Here is a 25168-nt window from a genome sequence, read left to right as displayed (position 1 = left end):
CTCTACATGCGCTACCTACCACATACCGATGAAGAAATACAGACGATGATGTCGCGGATCGGCGTAAAGAATTTCGAAGAATTGTTTCCCACTGTTCCACAGGAATGCAGACACGAAGGCCCGATGGACCTGCCTGAACCCCACAGTGAGTGGGAACTCGATGCTCATATGGCGGAAATTGGGGCGATGATGCAGGTTGGTCCGGAGTTTACCACTCTTATCGGAGCAGGCAGCTATCACCATAATATCCCGGTGATCATCCCCTATCTGACCAGCCGGTCGGAATTTCTGACCGCCTATACCCCGTACCAGGCGGAAATGGCCCAGGGTACGCTGCAGGGAGTTTTTGAGTATCAGACCCTCACCGCCAGGCTGCTGGGAGTCGATGTTGCCAACGCCTCCATGTATGACGGCGCCTCAGCGCTGGCCGAGGCCCTGCTGATGACCTTGCGTCTGAAGAAGAAAACGAAGAAGGTAGCGGTGTCCAGGGCCGTTCATCCCCACTACAGGCAGGTGGTCGAAACCTATCTGCATCCCACTGAGTTCGAGCTGGTTGAATTGCCCTGTCTGGCAGATGGCACCACGGATCTTTCCTCACTCGCGGACATTACCGATCTGGCCGGGGTTGCCATACAGTCTCCCAATTTCTTCGGAGTAATAGAAGATATGGAAAAAGCCGCCGCAACCATTCATGATAATGATGCCCTTTGTGTCGCCTGCTTTACCGAACCGCTGGCTTTCGGATTGCTGAAAAATCCCGGAAGTCAGGGAGCTGACATTGTCTGTGGAGAAGGGCAGAGCTTTGGCATCGGCCGATCATTCGGAGGTCCGGGGCTGGGCATGTTTGGCTGTAAGCAGGAGTTCGTGCGCAGTATACCGGGGCGGCTGGTCGGTGAAACGACAGATCTCGAGGGCAGGCGCGGTTTCGTCCTGACTCTGTCAACCCGTGAACAGCATATCCGAAGGGAAAAGGCTACTTCGAATATCTGTTCGAACCAGGGTATCAACACCATAACCGCGGCCATGTACATGGCTGCTCTTGGTCAGAAGGGCATCCGGGAGTTGGCGCGGCTCAACTATGATAAATGCTCTTATCTGAAGAACAGGCTGGTGGAAGCCGGTGCGAAACTGGTTTTCGATTCAGCGACTTTTAATGAATTCGTGGTTGAATTTCCCGGTGGTTTCAGCGAATCTCATCAGAGGTTGTTCAAAGATAAAATTGTTGCCGGTTTAGAGCTTGGTCGTTTTTACCCGGAGCTTGAAGGCAGGTATCTGTTTTGTGTAACCGAGACAGCATCCAGAAAAGTGCTGGATACCGTTGTCGGGGAGGTGAAGTCATGAAAAACGCACCCGGAATGAGTGGATTGATTTTAGAGGAAGGGCTGCTGTGGGAGAAGGGGAAAAAAGGAAGAAACGGCATGAGTATACCTACAAGCGATGTTCCAGGCGCTGAGTTGCCTGATGAACTCGTCGGCGATGCCCCTGATTTTCCCGACCTCAGTGAGATAGATGTGGTGCGGCACTATACCAGGCTGTCGCAGTGGAACTTTGGCGTGGATACCGGGACATACCCTCTGGGGTCCTGCACCATGAAATATAATCCCAAGATAAATGAGAAACATGCCGGAGCCCCGGCAATAGTCTCGGCTCATCCACTGCTTGGCGACGAACATTGCCAGGGTACCCTGAAACTGATGCATGAGCTGCAAAACCATCTGGCAGCCATTACCGGCATGGATGGCGTCTCTCTGCAGCCTGCCGCCGGAGCACACGGCGAGTTGACCGGCATGCTTATTTTTGCGGCTTATCACAAAAGCAGAGGCAGTAAAAGGACCAAGATCCTCATACCAGACACGGCTCACGGCACCAACCCGGCTAGCGCTTCCCTGTGCGGCTATAAGCCGATAAAGGTTACATCCGGAAAGCGCGGCATTCTTGAGGCGAATGATATCCGCCACCTGATGGATGAGGAAACCGCGGGTATAATGATCACCAATCCCAACACCCTTGGCCTTTTCGAGGAAAATATCAGAGAAATTTCCGAGCTGGTCCATGAAAAGGGCGGACTTGTCTATGGCGATGGTGCCAATATGAACGCCATCATGGGAATCGTGGACTTGAAAAAATGCGGCGTCGATGTTCTTCACCTCAATCTTCATAAAACCTTTTCCACCCCGCATGGCGGCGGCGGTCCTGGTGCAGGACCGATCTGTGTTGTCGAGGAATTAAAGAAATTCCTGCCGGTGCCCCGCGTTGTGTTCGATGGAAATGCCTATTCACTCAAGGATGATATTCCCGAGAGTGTGGGCCGGATTCATGGATTCTTCGGGAACTTCGGCGTACTTGTCCGAGCTTATAGCTACATCCTCACCATGGGCGCGGAGAATCTGAAGAAGGCGAGCCAATATGCCGTTCTCAATGCCTGCTATATCAAGGAGCGCTTGAAAGGACATCTCCATCTTGCTTACAACAGACCCTGTATGCACGAGGCGGTATTCTCCGATAAGCTGCAGCAGGGGTCCAAGGTAACCACTCTCGATATGGCTAAGCGGCTGATGGATTGCGGCTACCATCCGCCAACCATCTATTTCCCCCTGGTTGTCCCCGGCGCCATCATGATCGAACCTACCGAGAGCGAGTGTCTCGAAGATCTCGACAGATTCATCGAGGTTTTCAAGGAGATCGTCAAAGAGGCGAAAGAGAGTCCGGAACTTCTGAAATCTTCACCGACACGGTTCAAAGTCAGGCGTCTCGATGAAACCCTGGCTGCCAGAAATCCCTGTCTGCGCGGCTAATATGCACACCACTGTCAAAGATATCGGGGTCATGGCTTATACCATGGCCCATCAGATGCAGTTGCAAAGTGTCGAGCGGCAGAGGAATGGCGATGATGATACCGAGGAGCAGATACTTATTACAGAGCATCCGCCTGTCTATACCCTCGGTAAAAACGGCAAACTCACCAGCCTGATGAAGAGCCGGGCGGAGATTGCGGGCAAGGGCATCGACATCGTGCATACCGAAAGGGGCGGGGACATCACCTACCATGGTCCCGGCCAGCTGGTGGTTTATCCAATCCTCAATCTGCGCCGGCGCAAGCTTTCGGTGACCGGCTTCATCGATATTCTCGAGCAGATAATGATTAATACGGCGGCCGACTTCGGTGTCGATGCCACCCGCGATGAGCGTAACAGAGGCATCTGGGTCGGCGATAATAAGATCGGCAGCGTCGGCATCAGGGTGCGTCACGGTATAAGCTTTCATGGCCTGGCCTTAAATGTTAATCTGGCCCTGGAGCCTTTTTCCTGGATTCGTCCCTGCGGGCTGGTCGGGGTCGGCATTACTTCGCTGGAAAAAGAGCGGGGTACTGTGTCGCTGGAAGAGGTAAGGGAAAGCATGCGCAGGCATATCACCATATTGCTTTGTAATCAGGAGGAAAAAAGGGATGAAGCCATTGCAGCAAGAGCAGCCGATCAAATTGGGTAAACCCAAATGGCTCAAACGCAAACTGCCGACAGGGCCGGAATATGAAGAAATCAGGAAGCTTCTGAAAAACGGCTGCTTGACCACGGTCTGCCAGGAGGCGCAGTGCCCCAATCAATTCGAATGTTTTTCCAAGGGTACGGCAACCTTTATGATACTGGGGGAAAAGTGTACCCGGAACTGCCGCTTCTGTGCCGTCGGTAATGGGCCGGACGGCCCGCCCGATGATACCGAGCCCCTGCGTGTTGCCCAGGCGATAAAAAAAATGAAGCTCAAATACGCCGTCATCACCTCGGTGACGCGAGATGATCTGGAGGATGGCGGTGCCTCTTTTTTCATCTCGACCCTCAATGAAATACGCAGCCAGTCGCCCGGGACGCTGATTGAAATCCTTATTCCCGACCTCCAGGGAAACTGGGCTGCCCTCCGCCGTATCGCTGCGGCACGGCCGGATGTCCTCAATCACAACATTGAAACGGTTGCCCGGCTTTATTCTGAGGTTCGCCCTCAGGCGATATATGCACGATCCCTGGAACTTCTCGCCGAGGTGAAGAAGAGTTATCCCAGGATGGTGACCAAAAGCGGCATTATGGTGGGACTGGGAGAAACTTTGGAAGAATTGGAAACGGCGATGGATGATCTTCTGCAGGTTGACTGCGATATTCTTACCCTCGGACAATACCTGCAACCATCGCGACACCATCTGCCGGTGCATGAGTTTGTAACTCCGCAAATGTTTGCCGACCTGCAGGACATCGCCTTGCGTAAGGGTTTCGCGGGAGTTGCCTCAGGGCCGTCCGTGCGCAGCAGTTATGAGGCTGGGGTTCTTTATAAAAAAGCCTTGGAAAATCAGAGCTCTTGAACCCATATCCCGACAGGCTGCACGAAACTCTAAGATGGCTGGATAAAAGGTATGATTGCGGAATAAAAAAACATCCTGTCGTTCATATGCCCCTGTATCTGCGTCAATTCCATGTGCCGCTTCTTCTTGCTGCATTGATCTTTTGCCTCTCCAGCCTCATCGTCCTGGGAATATCGGTCAGTCCCTCTTCCGCACAGCAGGCCAATTCTACCGAAGAAATAACCGTTCCCGCTGAAGGCAGTGGCGATAGAATCAATATTCTACCGGCTGCCGACGATGAGGCCATTGAAGAACGGTTAATCAAAATCCTCGAGGCCACCGGGTGGTTTGTCGATATCGCCGTCGAGGTCGAAGAGGGTGTGGTCTTTCTGGACGGAAGCACGAATACGGAAGATTATCGCAAATGGGCCGGCGAGCTTTCCCGGAAGATTTCAGATGTTGCCGCTGTGGTCAATCGTATCCAGATCATCGAGCCTTCCGTCTGGGACATGACTCCGATGTTCAATGAACTGCACGGAATGTGGAAAGCTTCTCTCAAGAGGCTGCCGCGCCTGGGGGTGGCTGTCGCGGTTCTGCTCCTTTTCCTGCTGGTTGTCAGAGTTGTCGTCAATTACTTCAGTAAAATTTTAAGCAGTCACATGAAGCCGCTGCTGCGCGATGTGGCATCGCGGATCCTGACGATTCTGGCCATCCTCATCGGCTTTTACTTTGCTCTGCAGATCGCCGGACTTTCACGCCTTGCCACCACTGTCCTTGGGGGGACAGGTATTGCCGGACTTGTTGCGGGAATTGCCTTTCGCGATATCCTGGAAAATTATCTGGCAAGTATCCTGATCAGCATTCGTAATCCTTTCCGTATCGGCGATATGGTCGAGATAAACGAGCATACCGGAGTCGTCGAGAAGGTAACCACCCGGGGAACGGTTCTGATGAACCTGGACGGCAATCATGTGCAGATTCCAAATTCCATTGTTTATAAATCGATTATCCGCAACTATACCGCCAATCCCAATTGCCGGGGAATGTTCGAGGTGGGGATAGGATTCGACAACGAAATCTCCTCTGCCCAGAAAATTGTGTTTGCAATACTTGTTGAACATCCAGCGGTGCTCGACAATCCCGAGGCTCTGGTTCTGGTCGACAGCCTTGGCTCGGCTACAGTGAAGCTGAAAGTCTATTTTTGGTATGACGGTACAGTCCATGACAAATTGAAACTTAAATCCTCCCTGACGCGCTTGGTCAAACGTGCCTTTGAAAAAGAAAATATTTCCATGCCTGATGAGGCCAGGGAAGTGGTGTTTCCCCAAGGGGTGCCGGTGCAAATGGAACAGCCACAACCGGTTGAGCGGGTACAGCAAAAAGAAAGTATCGATCCCCTGAAATCGGAAGAACTCAGCACTACCTCTGAGGGCGATTTGTCCAGCGAAGATATGCAGCTGCGGTTGCAGGCCCGGGCTTCCAGAACTCCTGAAGAGGGGAAGGACCTGCTTCAGGAAGAATGAATGTTTATTCCAATGTTGAGCTAACGCGAAGACATCTTTACGTCGCTAAAAATATATAGTAGATCCACAGCAGCATAAGGATCACTTCAGCGACGGTATCGAGAAGATAAACAGGAGAAATAACTTTTTTGGCGACATAGAAAATTTCAATCAGTGTCAGGCCGAGCGCACTGCCGAAGGCCAGCAGAAAGGTGCTGTAACGGATTTCGTTGCCGAGGGCATCGAAGAGTAAAGAAACAGCAATAACAGCTATCAGTATACCAATTGTTTTCACCAGCCACTGATCCGTCTTGGGACCGGTTATCTTCATAAAGCTGCCCATATGCAGCAGCGGCCAGATCCCCGAAACGAAATAATATATACCTTGAATTACGGCCAGGTTTTCAATTGACATGGCTCACCCGCTGCACTGGTATTAACCTGCTGAAAAACACTGCCTCGCTCTGCTATTTCAAATATCAGCGGCCCTGCATCGCCAGTGGCATCTTCTTGATCAATATCTCACCATGATCTGTACCATGGTTAATCTTCACTCGATCTAACCATTAATACCGGTACTCCACCTCCCCGCATTACTTTATCAGCAACACTCCCGATGGCGAATCGAGAGAGGCCGCTTCTTCCATGAGTTGCCATGGCAATCAGATCTGCGTTCACCTCTTTTTCAGCCTCTATTATCGCTTCCGCAGGATTCTCATTAACCGCAACTTTACATGCTAGAGCTATCTTCGTGCTTTGCAGGCGCCTGCTCACTCTCTCAAGATAGGCTTTTGCTTCATCTTTGAATTTCGCCAGCTCTTCCTCCGTGTAAGGGATTGAAACACTTCCTCCGCCTTGATAACTAATGTTATGCCGAACGGTAGTTATCACATGAAACAACGTAATTTCGACAGTTTCACCAGGAGCTAATCGAGAGATGAGTTCATCTACGTAGGAAAGAGCCGCTTCACCTAATTTTGAGCCATCCAATGGCATAAGTATTCTCTCTGACATATCTGACCTCTTTGTTAAGGAAGCTTCAAAAGTATCGTTTAATAGTACTTATTATTTTATCTCTTGCTTGATAAGCAAAATGCAGTGAAAAACCTCATTGCTGTTCTCCATCAAGCATTTGCCTTTCTTCTATTCTATCAAAGGAAGTTCTTGGTTCAAAAGGAAAAAGTTTATGTGGGCTCACGTGAGGGTCAAATGCAGGCAGGCAATATGAACTCAGCCTGATTTTTGTAATCCGCTTTCGTAGATGTTTATCTTGAGAGAGCTGGTTTGCTGTCCTGGTAACTATATTGCATAGGGGATAATCCAGTCCGAATTCATGATTGATCTCCTCCAAAACAGCATCTTTTTCTTGCAAGATATACCGTCACATCGCGCGGCTTAATCTCAATATTCCTGCAATAAGGGCCTTAAATCAGCCAGTTTGTCAAAGAGGTGCCAGACATAATTGCTTGTTCCGTTGACTCGGTGTGGATGTAGGTCTTCAAGGGCGGGGTCATAGCAATATCTCTGGAATGCCTCCCGGGATTCCCACTCAACGACTATGAGTACCGATCTGGGCGCTATGTCTCCTGCTACAGTCTCTCGAAATTTCCCAAGAGCGACAACACATCCCCCATGGGCCTGCACTTCTCCGGCCGAACGTCTCGAATACGCCAAATATTCTTCTTTATCGGAGACATTGAACAAATTTAATGCGTAAACCGGATTACTCATCACCTCACCTCCAAACAGTTTTTTCGATTCACAACCTCAAGGGCGCGGTATTTTTTGCGGCGTGACGTTTTTAGTGCATCCGACGCCAGTGAATAGTCATGTGGTTCTTTCTACTTCAGGGAATATCTTGTCAATCAATGTTCTTGCCTCGTTTAACCATTCCTGCCGCTCGCTTTCCGTGCTGTCCACCACTGTGCTGAATGTACGGCGATAAAAGTTATCAACTCCGCATAAGCCGAAGATGCAGTTCCGCCATATTGTCTCGAGCGGGTCTGCAAAGATTTGATGTTCCCTTTCCGGCATGGTGTTTGAGGTGTTGAAGACGACAGCGGCTTCCGCCTGTAACAGGCCATTTGGGATACCTTCGCCGGAATCGCCTTCCAGAAATTCGTAAGCTATCCCCGGACGGATCACCCGATCAATCCAACCCTTCATTATCGCCGGAGGCTGCCCCCACCAGTTGGGATGAATGACAATAATACCGTCTGCCTCTCGGACTTCCTCGCAATGGCTTTTAACTGTCTCCGGCAATACTGCTTCCTTCGCAATCTCCTCACTTGCGAGCAGAGGGCAAAAGTTTTCCGCATAGAGGTCGTGGAAAGATACATCGTGCCTGTTAATTTCGAGCTGCTCGACGAGGATCGATGCAATTGCATGATTGAAGCTCGCCTTATCAGGATGAGCAAGGATGACTGATATTTTCATGGTTTCCGTGTTTTTTATAAGATTTTCTAGACAGACCTCTTCAAATAGCTCGTTAGCCAAAATTCACTTTTTGAATCAAGGCATTAAACGTCAATGAGCCTTCGGTGGTCAAGAGCCAGGCTAAAGCGCCGCAGTTGATCAAAACCGTTGCCCAATATACTGCTTTGAAAGAGATTTTTTTAGATTTATGTCTCAGTTTGTTTTGAGCAATAAGCGCGCCAGGCCAACCGCCGATAAGGGAAATCAAATGCAAAGTGCTTTCCGGCGTTCTCCATTCATCCCATTGGGCTGCAGATTTGTCCTTTTTGTACATTACGAAAGCCGCCAGACTAAAAATTGTGTAAGCACCCATAATTATGATAGACAGCTTATTGATTATCACCAATATGCCGATGACTGTGAAAAATGTGCTTGAGAACATTATTGAGAATAAAAGCTGACTATCAGCCTTGTTAATTTTTTTATGCCCTTTCAGTGGATAAATATTAGTAGCATAAGTTCGCCCTCTTGGGTCAGTTTTTCGGTCAAATGTGACTGATAGACCTTGAATCGGTCGCTTATGCTCTTTACTGAAATCATTGACATGAATAAAAATATTTTTTCCACCGGATCTTGATGTTATGAAACCGTAACCTTTTTCATCGTTCCACGTAGTGATTTTTCCGATTTCTGATTCCATTATTTCTGTTGTCCAGTGATGGTTATTGTGCGGGCTCATCGAACCCGCGTCTTTTCCGGGGCCTCAAGGAGCCGGACTTCAAGGCGCGACTCGTCAGGAAGACCGACCCTCTCCAAATCTCACCCACTCATAGAAGAGCGGTCGCACTCGGATAGCCCGCGGATCACGCGGCAGGGATTGCCGGCCGCAAAAACCGCGTCGGGGATATCCTTCGTCACGACGCTTCCGGCTCCGATCACGGAGCGCGGGCCGATTCGCACTCCCGGGCAGAGAATAGCTCCGCCGCCTATCCATACATCGGAGCTGATCTCGATTGACTTGGCGAACTCCTGCCGGCGTCGGAGTTCCGCATCGAGCGGGTGGGTTGCCGTATAGATCTGCACGGCCGGACCGAAGAGTGTGTAGTCCCCAACTGTGACGCGGGCAACGTCGAGCACGACGCAGTTGAAGTTGAAGAATACCCGCTCGCCAAGCTCTATGTTCGTCCCGTAGTCGCAGAAGAAGGGTGGTTGCATCCAGACCGTGTCGCCGCCCTGGCCGAAGAGCCGGCACAGGATATGCCGGCGCTCCTCCTGTTGCTCCTCGCGAGTGGCATTAAGATCCTGGCAGAGATCCCTTGCGCGGTTTCGCCCTCGGACGAGTTCTGCATCGAAAGGGTCATATAGCTCCCCCCTCAACATCTTTTCCCTTTCTGACAACATATCACCTCTCTCTCAGGCATACATATGATGATTAGCTCGATCAGATTCGACCTCACCTTCTGTAATAGCAAAGGTCTGGCGTGGCCACTGGAGTGTTTTGTGTGCCCCCGGCATGGGTGTGAACTAGGGGGGACCGTCCCCATGTGTGATCCTGTGTTAAGTCCTTTGCTTGACATGAAATACTAACCTCTGGCAAGAGCATAACAGACCGGCAATGGAGTGCGGCGGGATTGCCAGTCCGAGTTGATCCGGTGGTTAGTCCAAATCATATTATTGCTTACAGCCTTTCGATTCCATTGCTTTTCTAACCGCTTCCTTCTCACCTCTTACATTCGCCAGTTCAGATGCTTCTACACCATCACCTTGACCATAACCCCACCAAAACGCTTGGATTTCGCTTGTCTTAATCCTTTGTTCTTGAGCTATGATCAACTGATTTTCCCGACGAGCCAATGAGGCCATCTCTGCAGCAATTTCATCGCAAGTGAAATTCTTATAGTTAAGACCTGACGTGTATGAGCCTGTAATTTGGGAGGGGTGAGTAGGCATATTCATGCAACCAGCGAGCATTATTCCAATTGTGATAACTAATACAAAAAAATTCAGTTGATTCTTCATTAGTACTTCTCCTTGTACGGGCTAAAATGCGGAGCCTCCAGACTTTTGTATGTTAATCGAGATGCGTAGCGACAGGTTTAGCTTTTAAGTTCAACGGCACAGGGGATACGGAGCTCTGCTACTGCAGATTAGCTCTTTCGTCGCTGCTAAGCTGCTGTTTTCAGCAGAACGCCAGCGGCCCCGTGGCGACTGGAACGCTGTGTTATGCGTCGCTCCCCGTTCAAACCCGCGAGGCGATCACCAGAGTAAGCAAGAGCCGTGATTAACTTCCTCGCGCTCCCACTTGATCTGAAACTCGATTTCCTCTTGATCATCCGAACGCTCATGCTCAATGAAGAATTCAGCCCGGACAGGCACATAGATGCGCTCACCTGCAATCTGTATCTCGAATCGCTTGCCCTGTTCTATGGCGTCGGCCAGACGCCGCAGCTTGGCCACGAATTCGGCTTTCGGATATTCTTTCTCTACATCTCGTTCTGGTTTCATGTTCATGTGTACTCGCTTGAGTGTTTTCTTTTATGAGACAGGAGTTGGAAGATGTCAAGATTCATCGCCTGGTCATGGTTGAAGGGAGATATGGCTGTGAAGGTCTTGACACCTTTAGTCATTTTTATGTTTTTGATTGCATCCAAAATCTAATGCAGTGCATGGTTCAGTACCGTTGACCCAAGCATCGTGACCAGGAGTCAGTTCAAAGGCATCACCAGGACCAACGATTTGCACTTCGCCACTTGCACTTTTTACGACGAAACTTCCCGATATGACGTAACCAATGTGATTTTGACTAGGCTTGCCTGTTTGCTTGCCTGCATGCTTTGACCAGAACCAACCTGGCTTGTAAGTACCCAACCCAACATATGAGGTTCTTAGATTTTCCGCTGATCGAGTGCTTCCGTCGATAAATTCTCTGGTATTTTTAGAAATCTTGAGACTCTTAATTACGATTTCTTTCTCCAATTTGTTCTCCTTGAAAAGTGTATAGAGAACGGTTTGCTCACCGAACCGCCGCGCTATTTGCCGGTCCGGTGCAGCAGGTGGTTATCTATTATATTTTATGGTTTATTTTTGTTTTTTCCTCATTGCTGCTGATTTTACTCCTAAGTACAAGAATAAAAGAAAGAGTATCAACAAGGGCGATATCATCAATGGTGTCTCAAATCTGTCATATACATAAGTGCCATCTATGATTTTCTTGCAGTTTTTGAGATACAAAGAGCCAATAAACCAGCACACTACAAGTAGACTTGCCATAAACATTAGTATTTTAAATACTTTCGATGTTTTCTTGGCAAAATCCATTTGAGCAATTCAAAGTTTCTCTTCTTCAGATAACGTGAAACTCTGCGGATCGCAGCTGTTTGCGTTTCCGCAGCAACGCTTTGTGTGCGCCCGGCATGGGCGTGAACTAATGGGGTTAAAGTCCCCTGTGTGTGATCCTGTGTTAAGTCCTTTGCTTAACATGAAATACTAACCTATGGCAAGAGCATTATCGCGAGGTAGTGTTTGGAGGAATTGGAGCGGAAATCATGAGCTGAAAGCGAAAGTGACTGAAAGGAACGGTAACCCGGATGACTAAACTGTGGGCTCAACCTTTCCCGCAGGCATCCTGATATTGAGGTGCTTATATTGACACAGAGGGATCGACAAACCGACAGACCAGTCATGACAAGAGTCAAGCAAAAATTCGACCCTAATCTCGAGGCTCACCTTCTAAATAAGTATATAGGGCAGGCTGAGCATTTTCATGATGAAGGCCGAGGCAGGAATTTGTGTAATTTACTTGACTTCATAAGGAACATCGGCAATGCTTGGATGCGTACGGTCGGAAGAATCCGACTGCACGTATTGACATTTTGGAGCGCTTATAATGCGCAAACTATTCTCAGGGCGGGGTGGAATTCCCCACCGGCGGTGATTCCACAAGTGGTAAGCCCGCGAGCGCCCGCTGCCCGGCAGCGGGGACCAGCAGATCTGGTGAGATTCCAGAGCCGACGGTTAGAGTCCGGAAGGGAGAGGATAGCGCAGCGACCTGGAAGTATTGCCGATCCAGGAGCTGTCAGGCCATGCATCCGCATGTCCGTGAATACTCCTGTGCCCTGATTCTGGTAACACGAAAGGAGGATTACCATGAATCAGTCTTCAGTACCTTACTCATCAAGCAGCATCATAAAAAACAAGGAAACGGGAAGTAGTTTAAAGGCCGATAAACCAGGCAGCATCTCCTGTTTAGCGGGACCGATCTGCCAATTCGGTAATGCAACCGAACGGGTGGAAAAAGCACTTGCAGCTCTGCAGGCGGGTGAAGGTGTTCTTGTCGTTGATGATGAAGACCGTGAAAATGAAGGGGATTTGATCTATTCCGCTGAACATCTGACGCCGGGTCAAATGGCGTTGATGATACGTGAGTGCAGCGGAATCGTATGTCTATGCCTCACCGATGAAAGAGTAACAAAGCTTGGGCTCTCCCCGATGGTCGCCAATAACAACAGTGCCAACCAGACTGCCTTTACCATATCAATAGAGGCCAGAGAAGGCGTGACCACTGGTGTATCCGCAGCCGACAGAGTCACCACCATAAAAACAGCTGTCGCAGAAGATGCCAAGGCGGAGGATCTCTGTCATCCCGGTCATGTCTTTCCTTTAAGAGCTCGGCCCGGTGGAGTGCTGGAACGGCGCGGTCATACCGAAGCCACGGTTGATCTTATGAAGCTTGCCGGCCTTGCACCGGCCGGGGTGCTCTGTGAATTGACCAACCTCGATGGCAGCATGTCGCGCCTTCCCGAAATTGTTGCCTTTGCGGAGAAGCATGATATGGTTGTGCTGACGGTAGAGGATATCGTGGAGTATCGAGAAGCCATGATGGTCCCGGCCTGACTGGACAAGGCTACAGCGATATAACTCCTGACGATCACTGAATTTCCCGACTTTCTGGAGAATTCGGACAGTCGATGAGACAAAACTTCAAGCAGTTGTAAATTGAAAGGATGATGACTGCGAGGAGTGGAGCATATTCTCCGCTCCTCGTAGATTAGTCTTTTCGTGTATTCCGGTTTCCTGGCGGCTTTCCTTCATTTTATTTCTCCTCCAGACATGTAAACAGGAGTCGGCAGGTAACAAGAGTCAAGCAAAGATTTGACCCCTATCCGACCCCCTATCCACCTATCCAGGACTTATATCAGTCAAGAAACTGTGGAGTAGGATTCACTACCCGGCTACGGCTCGGTAATCTTCGTGAAACGCCTAGTGCGGACCCGCATGCTAGGTGTTGTGGGGGCTGGGGGGAGCAAAACCCCCGGCTACCCGATTAAGATTTTAATGTTGTTAAATATTAAGTGGTTATGCGGTCTAGTTTGTTTTGATCCCAAAGACTTCTAAAATTTCTTTTGTATCATTCATTATTCGTATAATTCTGTCTTCAATTCTTAGCAATTTTGTCCCATCTTTTGGCTTTAGAGAGTAATCACTAGGTTTTATCGTATTTTTCCTAGCCACATTATAAAGGTCCAGATCGAGGACTTCACCTTTGATTAATTTCTTTTGCCAACCTGGAGGTAGCTCTCCAGTTTTTTCATATTTTTTCTGCAAGCCTGGTGGTAATGCCTTTTGTTTTTCCGACTTATCTTTATTTTTTGCAAGGGCAGGAACAGATAAGGAGAGCAAGAGCATAAAAATCACAATTTTCTTCATGTTAACCTCTAATTTGATAGTGATTTATCTTTGAATCTCATAACGCTTAAATCAGCCGCGATTTTTTTCGTCGGCTGTATTTTTTTGTGTGCGCCCGGCATGGGCGAACTAACGGGGTTAAAGTCCCCTGTGTGTGATCCTGTGTTAAGTCCTTTGCTTAACATGAAATACTAACCTATGGCAAGAGCATTATCGTGAGGTAGTGTTTGGAGGAAGTTCACAGCCCGGCTTATTTGCAGGCGATGAGCCACACAAAACACACCTAAGATTATCTCGTTTCATGATACGCTGATATGACCACGGGTGCCGACTTCTTTTGTCAAAGACAAGCATGCCCGTCTCCTTGCTTTTTCATCTTGCTCCAGATACAAAAATACAATAGGGTATCTGGGCGCATCATGATTTTTTTTGTACTATCTCTGAAAGTTAGTAAGTGGTGTCTTCCGACATAGACTTTTACGATATGAGCAACCATCGACAACAGCTGCTTCGCTGGGCTGAACAGGGCAGCATACCAGCCGACAAAATGGATGCGGCACTGAAAACAGCAGGCCTTCTTCCCGGAACACGGGATTGGAGCCGTTTCCTTGGCCGGTTGCTGCTTGTTGCCGGCATGCTGTCGCTTGCCGTCTCGGTACTCTTCTTTTTCGCCTTCAACTGGCATTCTCTCGGACGGCTCACCAAGTTGGGCCTCATTGAATCGTTGATTATCCTCTCGCTTATCGGCTACTGCTATTTCGGCGGCAGCCGACTGACTGGGAAAATCATTCTTACCGTTGCAATGATCCTCCTTGGAGTATTGATGGCGCTTTTCGGCCAGATATATCAGACCGGGGCAGATACCTGGCAGCTTTTTGCCGGCTGGGCTCTATTGGCATTCCCCTGGGTGCTCATCGGCCGTTTCGCCCCGTTGTGGCTGTTGTGGGCCGTACTGGTCAATTTCTGGGTCTATCTCTATAATACTACCTTTCCTCCTCTGTGGTGGGCTTTCTCCTCCACTGAGACAACGCTCTGGACCAGCTTTTTCTTCAATACGCTTCTGCTTATTCTCTGGGAGATGGGAACGAAATATTTCTCCTGGCTTGAAGGTCGCTGGGCCATCCGCCTGCTTGCCGTTGCCGGCGGGACGGTGGCCACCATGATCGTCATCTTCACTATCGTTGACCGGCACCAGGCCGGCGGCTGGAATATCCTGCTCTATCTCGGCTGGTGTACAGGCATATATCTGGGTTATCGGCATTTCAGGCATGACCTTTTCATGCTGGCGGGTCTATGTCTTTCGATCATTATCGGTACAATGGTCCTGCTCGCCAAAGTTCTGCTCGACTCCGGCAATGCCGGAGGATTTCTGTTTATCGCTCTTGCCATGGTGGCAATGTCGGCCATTTCGGCGGTGTGGCTCAAAAAGGTCCATGGGGAGACAGTCGGATGAACAACGATACCTCTCTTCTCTGGCGGCGCTTGCGGGATGCCGATATCGTTGCGGGCGACTGCCCGGAAAAGCAGCAGGATTCGTCGCCCTGGTATATCCGGGTCATGCTCGGTATTACAGGTTGGCTGGCTGCCCTGTTCCTGCTTGGGTTCGTCGCCGTCGGCCTGCAGTTTATCATCGAAAACAAGGCCCTAGCCACTATTTTCGGCGCTCTGGTCATGGTGGTAGCCTTTGCCCTTTTCCGCAAGGGGAGTAACGAATTCATCGAACAGTTCGGCCTGGTCCTCAGCCTGACCGGCCAAGCCCTGTTCCTCTTCGGGATCATCGACGCAATCGGCTGGCATGGGCCTGCTCCATGGTTTATCGGCGCCGGTCTTCAGGTTATAGTGATCTTTTTGATGGCCAATTTTCTCCAGCGCTTGCTGGCCGGCTACTTTTTCATCGTCGCACTCTCGGCGGCACTCTCCTATTATGGCGGGGTTTCACTTGCCCTTGCTTTCGCCGCTCTACTGGCCGTTCTGTTCTGGCTCAACGAATTTCGCTGGGGGAGTCTGGGAATACTTCTCCGACCCGCAGCCTACGGGGTGACCATCTCTCTTCTCCAGATAAAGGGCCAAACCGTGCTGGATGAGGTGGCCGACCTTTTTCTGAGAAGTCATGGAGAAAACACATTCGTTCTGCCGGGAAGGCTGGACGAGGTTGTCCTGGGGTTCCTGCTGGTTGCCGTTTCCGCCAGGATTATGCACCGCTATGGCACAGGGTGGACCGATGGCAGAATGCAGCTGGTGATCCTGCTGGCGGCAGCCGTTGCCGCTGTCTCTTTCGAGGCACCGGGGATATCGGTTGGACTTACCTTGATTTTACTGGGTTTTGGTTCCTTCAATCGGATTGTTCTGGGGCTCGGTATTGCCTCGCTGCTCCTTTACATCTCGGCCTATTATTATTCACTCGAAACTACTCTTCTCCATAAATCGGCGACATTGGCGGCAACGGGCGGTATCCTTCTGCTTGTTCGACTGGCGGTTTCGAAATGGCTTTTCACCGGAGTAAAGGAGGTAGGCCATGAGTAAACCGGCACTGGTGGCAATCCTCGCAGGAATGCTCACCCTTGGCATCATAAATTACTCAATTTACCAAAAGGAAACGCTGCTCAAGGAAGGCGACGTTATTTTTCTCCAGTTGGCGCCGGTGGATCCACGGTCACTTATGCAGGGTGATTATATGGCGTTGCGGTTCGTCATGGGCAACGAGATACGAAGTGCGTTGGCCGGGCAGCATGACAAAAAACAGCCGGACAACCTGGCACCACGAAACGGGCGCGTCATCGTCAGTCTGGACGCCAACAGAGTGGCAAATTTTCAGCGACTGGGCGAGAGCAGCAGGGCGCAAAACGAGAGGGTTCTCAACTTCCGTTTGCGCAACGGCAGAGTCAAGTTTGCAACTAATGCCTTTTTCTTTCAGGAGGGAACAGCACCGGACTATGAAAACGCCAGGTACGGTGAATTTCGCCTCAACAACGAAGGAGATCTCCTGCTCACAGATCTGCGCGATGAATCGCTCCAGCGGCTTGGTCCATCCGGCAGACCTTAGGTATCTCCAAAATATCCGGCTATGTTTAATTCGATAAGTTGCAGCATATTCCCTAAAACTCATCTATGGGCATTCATGTTATGAAAAAAGATAATCGTTCAGCTCTTTATCTGTCAAAATGTCTCTGCTTCCTCATCGTCTTCCTTTCTTCTGCCATCTGCGTTCAGGCAGACGGGGACAGCCGCAAAGCCACGCCGGAGGAGCAGGCTTATCATCGCCGCGTCCAGGATCTTTTTGCCGCCTCGCTTAATGGTAACCCTGTAGAGGGTTGGGAAACCACACGGCAAACAAAAATGAAGGATCTCGAAACCGTTGGAGAGGGCAGTGAGGTCTGGCCGATGAAGCTTGAGTATCATCTTGAATGGACCGATGTTGTACGACAGCGGCAGGCACAGGAAGCCGCAATGACAAAAATCTCGGAGGTTGCTGCCGGATCTGCGATAAGTGATGGACAGATGGAGGAGTATGAACAGCTGGCCGCAAAAATTGCCGAGGCCGCAGCCTCCGGTAATATCGCAGCGATACAGGCTCTGCAGGAGGAGATGGAGCATAAGGCTGCGCTCATGAACCAGAAATTTGAGGCTATGGACGAGCAGGTTGCCTCGATCAATCGGGCGGAGTCTCCAACCGATACTTATGTCCATCTGCGTCTCTTTGCCAACAGACTTTATCAGGATATTGATCCGAAAGCGGAACGCATCACCGTTGCAGGCCAGCCGGCCTTCAGGACCGAGGGATATTATTCCTCATCGGGTACCTGGAATGAAGGATCAACCATGGTTTTTCTGGGCGGCAGGTGGTTTCCTCCTCCTGGAGAATCCGCATATCAGTTTGCCAATGAAGAGGGCGCACCGCAAACCAAGCTCCAGACAATTGTTGTTTGGCTGGAGGCTGATCCGGAAAGAGCTGCTGCTATTTTCGAGATGATCGATTGGCGGGCACTTCAGGGTGCTCTCGGGCAACCATAGAAAGAAAGCCCCAATCTGGAGAAGTCGCGGTCTATCGCCTATTTCGCCCCAGTATGGCATCTGGCCGATGTTGCGGGAAAATTTCTACATCCAGCCTTTTCTCCTGAAAAAGCGCAGCATAACTCCTGCCACAGCGATCATGATGCCCCATAAAATAAAGTAGCTGTATTTGTACCGCAGCTCAGGTATATAATCAAAATTTGTTCCATATATCCCGGCAATAAAGGTAAGAGGTATAAAAATTGCCGCGAAGATTGTCAGCACTTTCATTATCTCATTGAGCTTGTTGCCGACAGTAGTATTGTAGATATTAAGTTGGTCGGAAAGCATTTCCCTGTAGCTGTCGAGGGCTTCGCTTGCCTGGGAGACAAGATCCTGCAGATCCTTGAGAAAAGGCAGTGTCTGTTCCCGGAAAATATTTGTATCACTCTTGGCTAAATTGATAACCAGTTCCCGGGTGGGGCGGATCACTTTGCGCAGGTAGTTTATCTCTCTTTTATAATTTGTTATCTGATTAAGAGTTTCCTGGCTGGGATCAGTGAGAACCGCCTCCTCAAGATCTTCAGTATTACTTCCTATGGCCTCTATTGCAATTATGTAGTTGTCGACGACGGTGTCGAGCATGGCATAAGCGAGATAATCAGCGCCACATTCGCGGATTCTGCCACGATGCTTGCGGAGCCTTTCCCGTACCGGATGAAAAATGTCGGCAGGCTTTTCGTGAAAGGAGATGAGATAGTTATTACCGAGTATGATCGAGAGCTGATCCCCCTGAATGATTTCACTTTCTGGATCGAAACGGAGCATTTTCAGGACAATGAAGAGGTTTTCATCGTACTCTTCAAATTTCGGTCTTTGGCCCGTATTGAGTATATCCTCCAGTGCCAGAGGATGAATTTGAAATATCTCGCCAAGTGTTTTTAGCTGAGCGGTATCATGCAGGCCGTAAATTCTGATCCATGTTATGGTATCCGAAGCTATAAATCGCTGGGTTTCTCTTATTTCCTCGATATCCAGTTCTTCAAATTGAGTGGAATTGAAAGTTGTGACCTGGATAATGGTCTGTTCGATTTTCTGATTGCCGATAAAGACGAGAGAACCGGGTACGTCGCCTGAGCTTTCCACTTTACTCCGTAAAAAACGAGCCATATGTGTTTTTCCTTTTTTCCTTGCCGGGTACTATGAATACCCTGCTGTCAGCTGCAGGATCAGTAACAATCCGATTAGTATTAAATCACCAACACAGCTGCGGGTAGTGCCGGAACTGAAAGAATCATGCAAGCGTATCCGTGAATTCAGCTTGACTCGAATTGACAATATGAACCTCACGCTGAGGAAACGGTATGGTCAACCCGGCTTGCTCGATTTCTTCTTTAACCCGTTTATTCAGATCCCATAATGTTTGCCAGTAATCGTCCACTGTTGCCCATCCTCTGAGATGCATGTTAATGGAACTGTCGCCCATGGATCCCACCAAAACCTGCGGGGCAGGTTCCTTGAGGAATCGCGGTTCAGATTGAATAATCGATTGAAGGACCTTGAAAGCGGTATCTATCGAATCGTTGTAGGAGATGCCCACGACTATGTCCATGCGTCTTTTGCCGTTGCGGGTATAATTCTTGATGCTGTTGCCCCAGATGGTGCTGTTTGGGGATGAAATATAGAGGCCGTCAAAGGTTTCCAGGATGGTGGTAAATAAGTTGATTTCCTGCACAGTTCCCATGGAGGAGTTGAATTCAATAAAATCACCGGCTTTATAAGGCCTCAGGAAAACAAGCATTATACCTGCAGCAACATTACTGAGAGTATCCTTCAGCGCAAATCCGATTGCTAAACCGGCAGCACCGAGAAGGGCGATAAGACTGGCTGTGTTTACCCCAAAAATATCGAGGATGAAGACGATACCAATCGTATATATCAGGTAGGTGGCCGTCGTGCATAGTATGGGAATCAGGGTGGCATCCATTCTGCTGATTTTCCCATCTTTTTTCTGTATCGTCCGTTTGAGTCCCTTGGCTATGAGAAAACTGGCCAGCAGAACGGCTATAGACAGTAAAAGATTATAGCCAATGCTGATTATCGTTACGGAATGGTTTGTCCAGAATGTCTCGATAGTTTGCATCATTTTGTTCTCCCTTATGTGATATGAAATCTACTTCCGGAACGAGTAAACCTGATTATCCCCAATCCTCTCAAGGCCAGAACCTGAGTTTCTAAGATTAGTAAACAATGTGGACTGATTTTCCCATTTTTTAAATCCATGCTTAACATGAAGCATCACCATCTGGCAAGATCTTGTCATGAGCTAAATTATATCTTTTAACTCCGGGAACATGGAACTGAATGATTGCTAAGAGGCCGCTGATGCCGTATTCTGCCTCTGATGGTATAAATATATTCTAACTGGAGGCTTTCTGCGGCTATGCGTTCACTTCCTTTTACTGTTTTAAGAGTTTTTCTGCCCTTTGCGGCAGGGTATTTTCTCTCCTATCTTTATCGGGTCGTCAATGCGGTGATTGCCCCGGACCTGATAGCGGATATCGGTGTAGGGCCTTCAGCTCTTGGGTTGTTAACGGCCGTCTATTTCATTTCCTTTGCCTCATTTCAGCTTCCTCTCGGAATTTTACTGGACCGCTATGGTCCGAGAAGGATCGAAGCGGCTCTTCTTCTCTTTGCAGGTCTCGGTGCTGTTTTATTTGCACGGGCGGAGAGTTTGACGGGGCTTGTTGTCGGCAGAGCCTTTATTGGTTTTGGCGTTTCCTCCTGTTTGATGGCGGCGTTTAAGGCCTATACTCTATGGTTTCCTAAAGAAAAATGGCCGATGGTCAACGGCTTTCAGATGGCTGCCGGAGGACTTGGCGCTCTGGCGGCGACCTCTCCGGTGGAAAGCGCTCTACAGTTCACCGACTGGCGCGGGATTTTTACTCTCCTTGGCGTGTTGACGCTGGTTATTGCGGTGCTTGTCTTTGTGGTAGTGCCGGAGAAGAAGGCAACCGCTTTAGGAGAGAGCTTCCACAGCCAGATGCGCGGCGTCCGCAAAGTCTTTACCAGCCAAGATTTTTGGCGAACAGCGCCGCTTACCACCATGTCACAGGCCGCCTTTCTCTCCATTCAGGGGTTATGGGCCGGACCATGGCTTAAAGATGTAGCCGGACTGAGTCGGGATGCTGTTGCCGATAACCTGTTCTGGATCGCGGTGGCCATGATAGCCGGTTTCATATCGCTCGGTTCCCTGGTTGAGCGGTTGAGCAGGGCAGGGGTAAGTGTTTTGACGACTGCCGTTACCTGTATGTCTCTTTTTATGATGGTACAACTGCTGGTGATCATAGCTCCGGAAGGCTTCGTGCTTCCCTTGTGGATGGCCTTCGGCTTTCTGGGGACTTCGGGTATTATCGCTTACTCCGCCCTGACCCGGTCTTTCCCCGTGACCTTATCCGGCCGGGTGACCACGGCGGTCAACCTGCTTGTCTTTGTCACAGCTTTTGCCGGGCAATGGGCAATTGGTGCAATTATCAGCTTGTGGCCTGTGGGCGAAGCCGGTGAATTATCTCCTGCCGGATTCAGCGCAGGATTCGGCCTTATGCTGGTGTTGCAGATACTCTGCCTGGCCTATTTTGTTTATGCCGGCCGCAGAATGCCGGTAAAATAACATGACCTTGGAGGAGATCATCACTATTACTATTGATTAATATGTAAATGAAGGAAAACAATGCACCAGAGAGTGTCAATGAACACTGTATATCATCAAAACGGATACAAGGTCTCCCTGGGGAAGCAGGGTGCGGACAGATATACCAAAATCAGTTATCCGCAACGCTATGGCCGGTATTCCGAGGTGGAAACTAAAGAGGCCATCTACCAGTTCAATGGGAACGCTGAGATCATCTTTGCCAGAGGAAAGGGAGAGACATGGCCGAACCCTCAGGAATGGCTCAAAAGAAGTGTCGGCAACGACTGGATCTATTACTCCACCGGCGGATATACCGGGGTTTTTGAGGCAATAGGAGAATTTTATCTGCCCAACCTGCAATACCCGACCAATGCCCTGATGGGCGGCAACCCCTTCGCCTCCGATCCCGTACGCCGCATTATAAACGAGTGGCATGATAATATTGTCAAGGTGAGAGGAGGGCTTGCCGGTGCCCCTCCGCAGGTAAAGGATTTCCTGGGTAAGGCAGTGGCCAATAATCCGGCGATACTTGCCGAAAAGGCGAGACGTCTCTTTCAGATCAGCGGCGGCAGGGTGACCGTGCTTCCTCCTGATTCGAGGCATGCCGACTACAATGTCATTCCACTGACAGCTGCCGAGGGCTGCCTTTATAAGTGCAGATTCTGCAAAGTCAAAACAGCCAGACCGTTTCAGGAGGTATCGAAAGCCGAGATAGAGCGTCGGCTCGATGAACTGGTGGAGCTTTACGGAGAGGATCTGAATAACTATAATTCTCTTTTTCTGGGTGAGCACGATGCCCTGTGCAGCAGCCGGGAACTGCTGCTGTACAGCGTAACCAGGGCGTATGAGCGCCTCGGTTTCGGTACGTCATATATGCGGGGCAGCAATGTTTTTCTGTTCGGCAGCGTAGACTCCTTTCTCAATGCGGAAGAGCAGCTTTTTGATGAGTTGCGCAGGCTGCCGTGCGAATTTTATATGAATATCGGCCTGGAGTCGGCAGATCAGGAAACCCTGGACAAGCTGGGAAAACCCATTTCAGCTGCGGCTGTGGAAGAAGCCTTTAAAAGGATGCAGAGCATCAATGCCGCCTATATGAATATCGAGGTGAGTGCCAACTTTCTGATGGATGCTTCCCTGCCCGATAGCCATTATCCCGCTACTCTAAGATTAATCCGGGATTCGATACCCCGCAGGAAACCCAAAGGCACCATTTACCTCTCGCCTCTGAAATTCGGGGCACCGTCCAGGGAACTTGTTTTGGCTTTCAATCGCTTCAAACTGCAGAGCCGCTTGCCGACATTTCTCTATATAATTCAGCGACTGTAAATTCAGGTGTTGAACCTCGTCCCTGTTACCGGAAAATCGAGTTCAAATAGATTCTTGATAATATGGTTGGAAAATGAATTTTACACCACGACTTTTACGCTTCGTCCTCAATGCTTATCCTCCATATTTTGGAACAGGCATTCATATTGACCGCATAGCGTGGGACTGGAGACGAATAGATGTTTCCATGAAATTGCGCTGGTACAACCGCAATGCCGTGAAAACCCATTTCGGCGGAAGCCTTTATGCCATGGTTGATCCACATCTCATGCTGATGCTCATGCAGCTGCTCGGCAAGCAGTATATTGTCTGGGATAAATCAGCAGAAATTGATTTTATACGACCGGGAAGAGGCATAGTTAAGGCGCAACTGGTAGTTACGGATCATGATCTGGAAAATATCCACGCCGAACTGAAAAGAAGGAGAAAGGTAATGCCGCAGTTCGAGGTGGATATTACCGATGAGGCTGGAAAGAAGGTGGCCAAAGTGGTGAAGACGCTCTACGTGAGGAAGAAGGAATAGCACGGACGAAGCCATAAAGAGGGCTCTTCCGGATCAGCGTGCCTTTGCTCTGCTATTTAAAAAGAATACCCTGAAAAACAAATTATTCATGTTGCAAAGAAACCTTTAAATTGTTGGGGTTCGCTGCGCCTACCGCCAACCTACCCTTTTTAAATTCGATTGCGGCAATCCGGCAGGTTGGTGCTGACGCAAGGAAGCCCAACGCTTTTCCTCACCGCCATCCTGATGATTGTGCGCCTGACTTTAACCTGATAATCCAAAAGAGAGGAGTATTTCTTGATGTGCTTGCAATGCCGGCTGTTGTATGAGACAATTTAGTACCTTACAGGTTGTTTCCTGTTTTTGGCAGGCAATTATCTGTCTAATATTTATCCAGCTCAGCTGGGTTAATATATAGCGGGTCTTTAATCAAATCACGATACAGGAGGGCTGGTATGAAGAAAATGAATCCGATAAAAACCGTAGTAACACCAATTGATTTTTCTGATAACGCGGGAACGGTGGTGGAATCTGCGGCCTATGTCGCGGGAACTTTTGGTGCTGCTCTCCATGTCATCTTTGTTGTCCAGAATTTTGAAGATTATTCGGGTTTTTTTGTTCCGCAGATGAATGTTCCCAATATTGAACATGAGCTTTTTACCGGAGCTGAAGAGCAGATGACAGCCTTTTGCCGCGAGCATAACGGCTATTTCGAGAAGGCAGGTGTTTCTATTATTGAGAGCAAGGTTCTGGTAGGCGATGTCTCTGAGAAAATTGTAGAATATGCTTCCGAGAAAAAGAGCGACTTGATCATAATGGGAACCCATGGCTACAAAGGTGTCGAGCGAATCATGTTCGGCAGTGTTGCCGATAAAGTCGTAAAAACGGCTAAATGTCCGGTGATGACAATCAATCCATATACCTGTTGTGAGTAAAAACAGTCGCCGCAAACATTAAAAACGATTCTTAGGGATTGAGCATATTTCTTGTCGGTTCATTCGGCAAAAAAATTCTTATTGATAATGAATATTGTTATTGAAAAGTCTGCTCAGTGTGTATATATAGATATGTCGAAACATAATTTTTCATTCAAACAAAATTAGGAGGACAAAGATGGCATCGACCACCGACAATTTAAAGGAAGCTTTTGCCGGAGAAAGCCAGGCCAATCAAAAGTATAGAGCATTTGCCCAGAAAGCCGAAAAAGAAGGGTTTGGCAATATCGCCAAGCTCTTTAAGACAACAGCCGAAGCGGAACGGATTCACGCAGAAGGTCATCTCAAGGCTCTTGATATGATAGCTTCCACCGCCGAAAATCTCGAGGCGGCAATCACCGGAGAAACCGATGAATTCACCAACATGTATCCGCCGATGGAAGAGCAGGCCAAGGAAGAAGGCCATAAGGCCAAGACCATGTTCAAGTTTGCTCTTGGAGCCGAAGAGGTACATGCCAATATCTACAAAAAAGCACTTGAGGCTGTAAAAAAGGGTGAAGACATGGATGTAAGTGAATTTTATCTTTGTCCAATCTGCGGGTATATTGAACTGGGTTCACCTCCCGAAAAATGCCCTGTCTGTAATGCCCTTGGAAAAGTTTTCCTGACCGTTGCCTAAACTGTCTCTTCCTAACCCGCAATGCTCCGGCCGGAGAAAGCTGCTGCTCTCCGGCCGTTGCTGTTTGCTCTGTTCTGATTATTCCTGAACTCAGAATTTTCTCGCCCCGTGAAAGAGGT

The 25168-nt window shown here is 49.1% G+C and carries 27 protein-coding genes and 1 riboswitch; of the genes, 15 read left to right on the top strand and 12 right to left on the bottom strand.

Features of this window, described 5'->3' with window-relative positions; genetic code table 11:
- Positions 1–6: 6 nt before the first annotated feature.
- The 5 genes from gcvPA to JWG88_RS03875 are packed head-to-tail and all read left to right on the top strand — an operon-like array spanning position 7 to position 5847.
- Positions 7–1341 (top strand): aminomethyl-transferring glycine dehydrogenase subunit GcvPA, encoded by a 1335-nt coding sequence (gcvPA, locus tag JWG88_RS03895; protein WP_205232376.1) that lies wholly within the window; start codon positions 7–9, stop codon positions 1339–1341.
- Entirely contained in the window at positions 1338–2795 is a 1458-nt protein-coding gene (gcvPB, locus tag JWG88_RS03890; protein WP_205232375.1) for an aminomethyl-transferring glycine dehydrogenase subunit GcvPB, read from the top strand. The genes gcvPA and gcvPB overlap by 4 nt, the downstream gene beginning before the upstream one ends.
- Positions 2755–3486: a lipoyl(octanoyl) transferase LipB gene (lipB, locus tag JWG88_RS03885; protein WP_240194238.1), complete on the top strand. Its 732-nt coding sequence runs from the start codon at positions 2755–2757 to the stop codon at positions 3484–3486. The genes gcvPB and lipB overlap by 41 nt, the downstream gene beginning before the upstream one ends.
- A complete protein-coding gene (lipA, locus tag JWG88_RS03880; protein ID WP_205232374.1) occupies positions 3446–4345 on the top strand; it encodes a lipoyl synthase in 900 nt (299 codons plus the stop codon). The genes lipB and lipA overlap by 41 nt, the downstream gene beginning before the upstream one ends.
- Positions 4342–5847, top strand: a complete 1506-nt coding sequence (locus tag JWG88_RS03875) for a mechanosensitive ion channel family protein (protein WP_205232373.1) — start codon at positions 4342–4344, stop codon at positions 5845–5847. Before lipA ends, JWG88_RS03875 begins: the two co-directional genes overlap by 4 nt.
- 37 nt (positions 5848–5884) lie before the next feature.
- On the opposite strand, the gene JWG88_RS03870 is transcribed toward JWG88_RS03875, so the two are convergent.
- The 9 genes from JWG88_RS03870 to JWG88_RS03830 all read right to left on the bottom strand — a co-directional run bounded on the left by JWG88_RS03870 (position 5885) and on the right by JWG88_RS03830 (position 11217).
- Entirely contained in the window at positions 5885–6241 is a 357-nt protein-coding gene (locus JWG88_RS03870) for a hypothetical protein (RefSeq protein ID WP_205232372.1), read from the bottom strand.
- A gap of 128 nt (positions 6242–6369) precedes the next feature.
- A complete protein-coding gene (locus tag JWG88_RS03865; RefSeq protein WP_205232371.1) occupies positions 6370–6840 on the bottom strand; it encodes a universal stress protein in 471 nt (156 codons plus the stop codon).
- Positions 6841–7227: 387 nt separating this feature from the next.
- A complete protein-coding gene (locus JWG88_RS03860) occupies positions 7228–7557 on the bottom strand; it encodes a DUF1330 domain-containing protein (RefSeq protein WP_205232370.1) in 330 nt (109 codons plus the stop codon).
- A gap of 96 nt (positions 7558–7653) precedes the next feature.
- On the bottom strand, positions 7654–8262 hold the full coding sequence (locus tag JWG88_RS03855; protein ID WP_205232369.1) for an NAD(P)H-dependent oxidoreductase: 609 nt from the start codon (positions 8260–8262) through the stop codon (positions 7654–7656).
- A gap of 52 nt (positions 8263–8314) precedes the next feature.
- A complete protein-coding gene (locus JWG88_RS03850) occupies positions 8315–8941 on the bottom strand; it encodes a DUF1294 domain-containing protein (protein ID WP_205232368.1) in 627 nt (208 codons plus the stop codon).
- Positions 8942–9060: 119 nt separating this feature from the next.
- Positions 9061–9642 (bottom strand): sugar O-acetyltransferase, encoded by a 582-nt coding sequence (locus tag JWG88_RS03845; protein WP_205232367.1) that lies wholly within the window; start codon positions 9640–9642, stop codon positions 9061–9063.
- A 270-nt stretch (positions 9643–9912) separates the two neighbouring features.
- Complete coding sequence (locus JWG88_RS03840; protein ID WP_205232366.1) at positions 9913–10260, bottom strand: hypothetical protein; 348 nt, start codon at positions 10258–10260, stop codon at positions 9913–9915.
- A 237-nt stretch (positions 10261–10497) separates the two neighbouring features.
- Positions 10498–10746, bottom strand: a complete 249-nt coding sequence (locus JWG88_RS03835) for an amphi-Trp domain-containing protein (protein ID WP_240194237.1) — start codon at positions 10744–10746, stop codon at positions 10498–10500.
- 114 nt (positions 10747–10860) lie between these two features.
- Positions 10861–11217 carry a cupin domain-containing protein gene (locus tag JWG88_RS03830; protein ID WP_205232364.1) on the bottom strand — a complete coding sequence of 119 codons (357 nt, stop codon included), beginning with the start codon at positions 11215–11217 and terminating at the stop codon, positions 10861–10863.
- A 917-nt stretch (positions 11218–12134) separates the two neighbouring features.
- Positions 12135–12282, top strand: a riboswitch (FMN riboswitch).
- A gap of 105 nt (positions 12283–12387) precedes the next feature.
- On the opposite strand from JWG88_RS03830, the gene ribB reads away from it, so the two are divergent.
- Positions 12388–13134: a 3,4-dihydroxy-2-butanone-4-phosphate synthase gene (gene ribB / locus JWG88_RS03825; RefSeq protein ID WP_205232363.1), complete on the top strand. Its 747-nt coding sequence runs from the start codon at positions 12388–12390 to the stop codon at positions 13132–13134.
- A gap of 471 nt (positions 13135–13605) precedes the next feature.
- Here the strand turns inward: ribB and JWG88_RS03820 are convergent, their stop codons facing one another.
- Positions 13606–13947, bottom strand: a complete 342-nt coding sequence (locus tag JWG88_RS03820; protein WP_205232362.1) for a hypothetical protein — start codon at positions 13945–13947, stop codon at positions 13606–13608.
- Positions 13948–14410: 463 nt separating this feature from the next.
- Between JWG88_RS03820 and JWG88_RS03815 the strand changes: the two genes are divergently transcribed.
- The 4 genes from JWG88_RS03815 (at position 14411) to JWG88_RS03800 (ending at position 17937) form a co-directional block, all read left to right on the top strand.
- The gene (locus tag JWG88_RS03815; protein ID WP_205232361.1) at positions 14411–15379 is read left to right on the top strand and encodes a DUF2157 domain-containing protein; all 969 of its coding nucleotides are present in this window, start codon (positions 14411–14413) and stop codon (positions 15377–15379) included.
- Positions 15376–16449 carry a DUF4401 domain-containing protein gene (locus JWG88_RS03810; RefSeq protein WP_205232360.1) on the top strand — a complete coding sequence of 358 codons (1074 nt, stop codon included), beginning with the start codon at positions 15376–15378 and terminating at the stop codon, positions 16447–16449. The genes JWG88_RS03815 and JWG88_RS03810 overlap by 4 nt, the downstream gene beginning before the upstream one ends.
- The gene (locus tag JWG88_RS03805; RefSeq protein WP_205232359.1) at positions 16442–16969 is read left to right on the top strand and encodes a GDYXXLXY domain-containing protein; all 528 of its coding nucleotides are present in this window, start codon (positions 16442–16444) and stop codon (positions 16967–16969) included. Before JWG88_RS03810 ends, JWG88_RS03805 begins: the two co-directional genes overlap by 8 nt.
- Positions 16970–17049: 80 nt before the next feature.
- Positions 17050–17937 carry a hypothetical protein gene (locus tag JWG88_RS03800; protein WP_205232358.1) on the top strand — a complete coding sequence of 296 codons (888 nt, stop codon included), beginning with the start codon at positions 17050–17052 and terminating at the stop codon, positions 17935–17937.
- An 84-nt stretch (positions 17938–18021) separates the two neighbouring features.
- Here JWG88_RS03800 and corA read toward each other — a convergent pair whose 3' ends face one another.
- Complete coding sequence (corA, locus tag JWG88_RS03795; protein WP_205232357.1) at positions 18022–19086, bottom strand: magnesium/cobalt transporter CorA; 1065 nt, start codon at positions 19084–19086, stop codon at positions 18022–18024.
- Between the two features lie 124 nt (positions 19087–19210).
- Positions 19211–20062 carry a mechanosensitive ion channel family protein gene (locus JWG88_RS03790; protein WP_205232356.1) on the bottom strand — a complete coding sequence of 284 codons (852 nt, stop codon included), beginning with the start codon at positions 20060–20062 and terminating at the stop codon, positions 19211–19213.
- 297 nt (positions 20063–20359) lie between these two features.
- On the opposite strand from JWG88_RS03790, the gene JWG88_RS03785 reads away from it, so the two are divergent.
- The 5 genes from JWG88_RS03785 (at position 20360) to JWG88_RS03765 (ending at position 25049) form a co-directional block, all read left to right on the top strand.
- Positions 20360–21586, top strand: coding sequence for an MFS transporter (locus JWG88_RS03785; protein ID WP_205232355.1), 1227 nt, complete (start codon positions 20360–20362; stop codon positions 21584–21586).
- A gap of 78 nt (positions 21587–21664) precedes the next feature.
- On the top strand, positions 21665–22933 hold the full coding sequence (locus JWG88_RS03780) for a radical SAM protein (RefSeq protein ID WP_205232354.1): 1269 nt from the start codon (positions 21665–21667) through the stop codon (positions 22931–22933).
- Between the two features lie 73 nt (positions 22934–23006).
- Positions 23007–23456, top strand: a complete 450-nt coding sequence (locus tag JWG88_RS03775; protein ID WP_205232353.1) for a DUF4442 domain-containing protein — start codon at positions 23007–23009, stop codon at positions 23454–23456.
- 434 nt (positions 23457–23890) lie between these two features.
- Positions 23891–24370, top strand: coding sequence for a universal stress protein (locus JWG88_RS03770; protein WP_240194236.1), 480 nt, complete (start codon positions 23891–23893; stop codon positions 24368–24370).
- Positions 24371–24548: 178 nt separating this feature from the next.
- On the top strand, positions 24549–25049 hold the full coding sequence (locus JWG88_RS03765) for a rubrerythrin family protein (RefSeq protein ID WP_205232352.1): 501 nt from the start codon (positions 24549–24551) through the stop codon (positions 25047–25049).
- The last annotated feature ends 119 nt before the right edge of the window (positions 25050–25168 follow it).

This window comes from Desulfopila inferna (assembly GCF_016919005.1).
Lineage (GTDB): Bacteria > Desulfobacterota > Desulfobulbia > Desulfobulbales > Desulfocapsaceae > Desulfopila_A > Desulfopila_A inferna.
The sequence above is the reverse complement of the archived record's forward strand: the minus strand, read 5'-3'. Positions and strand labels throughout refer to the sequence as shown.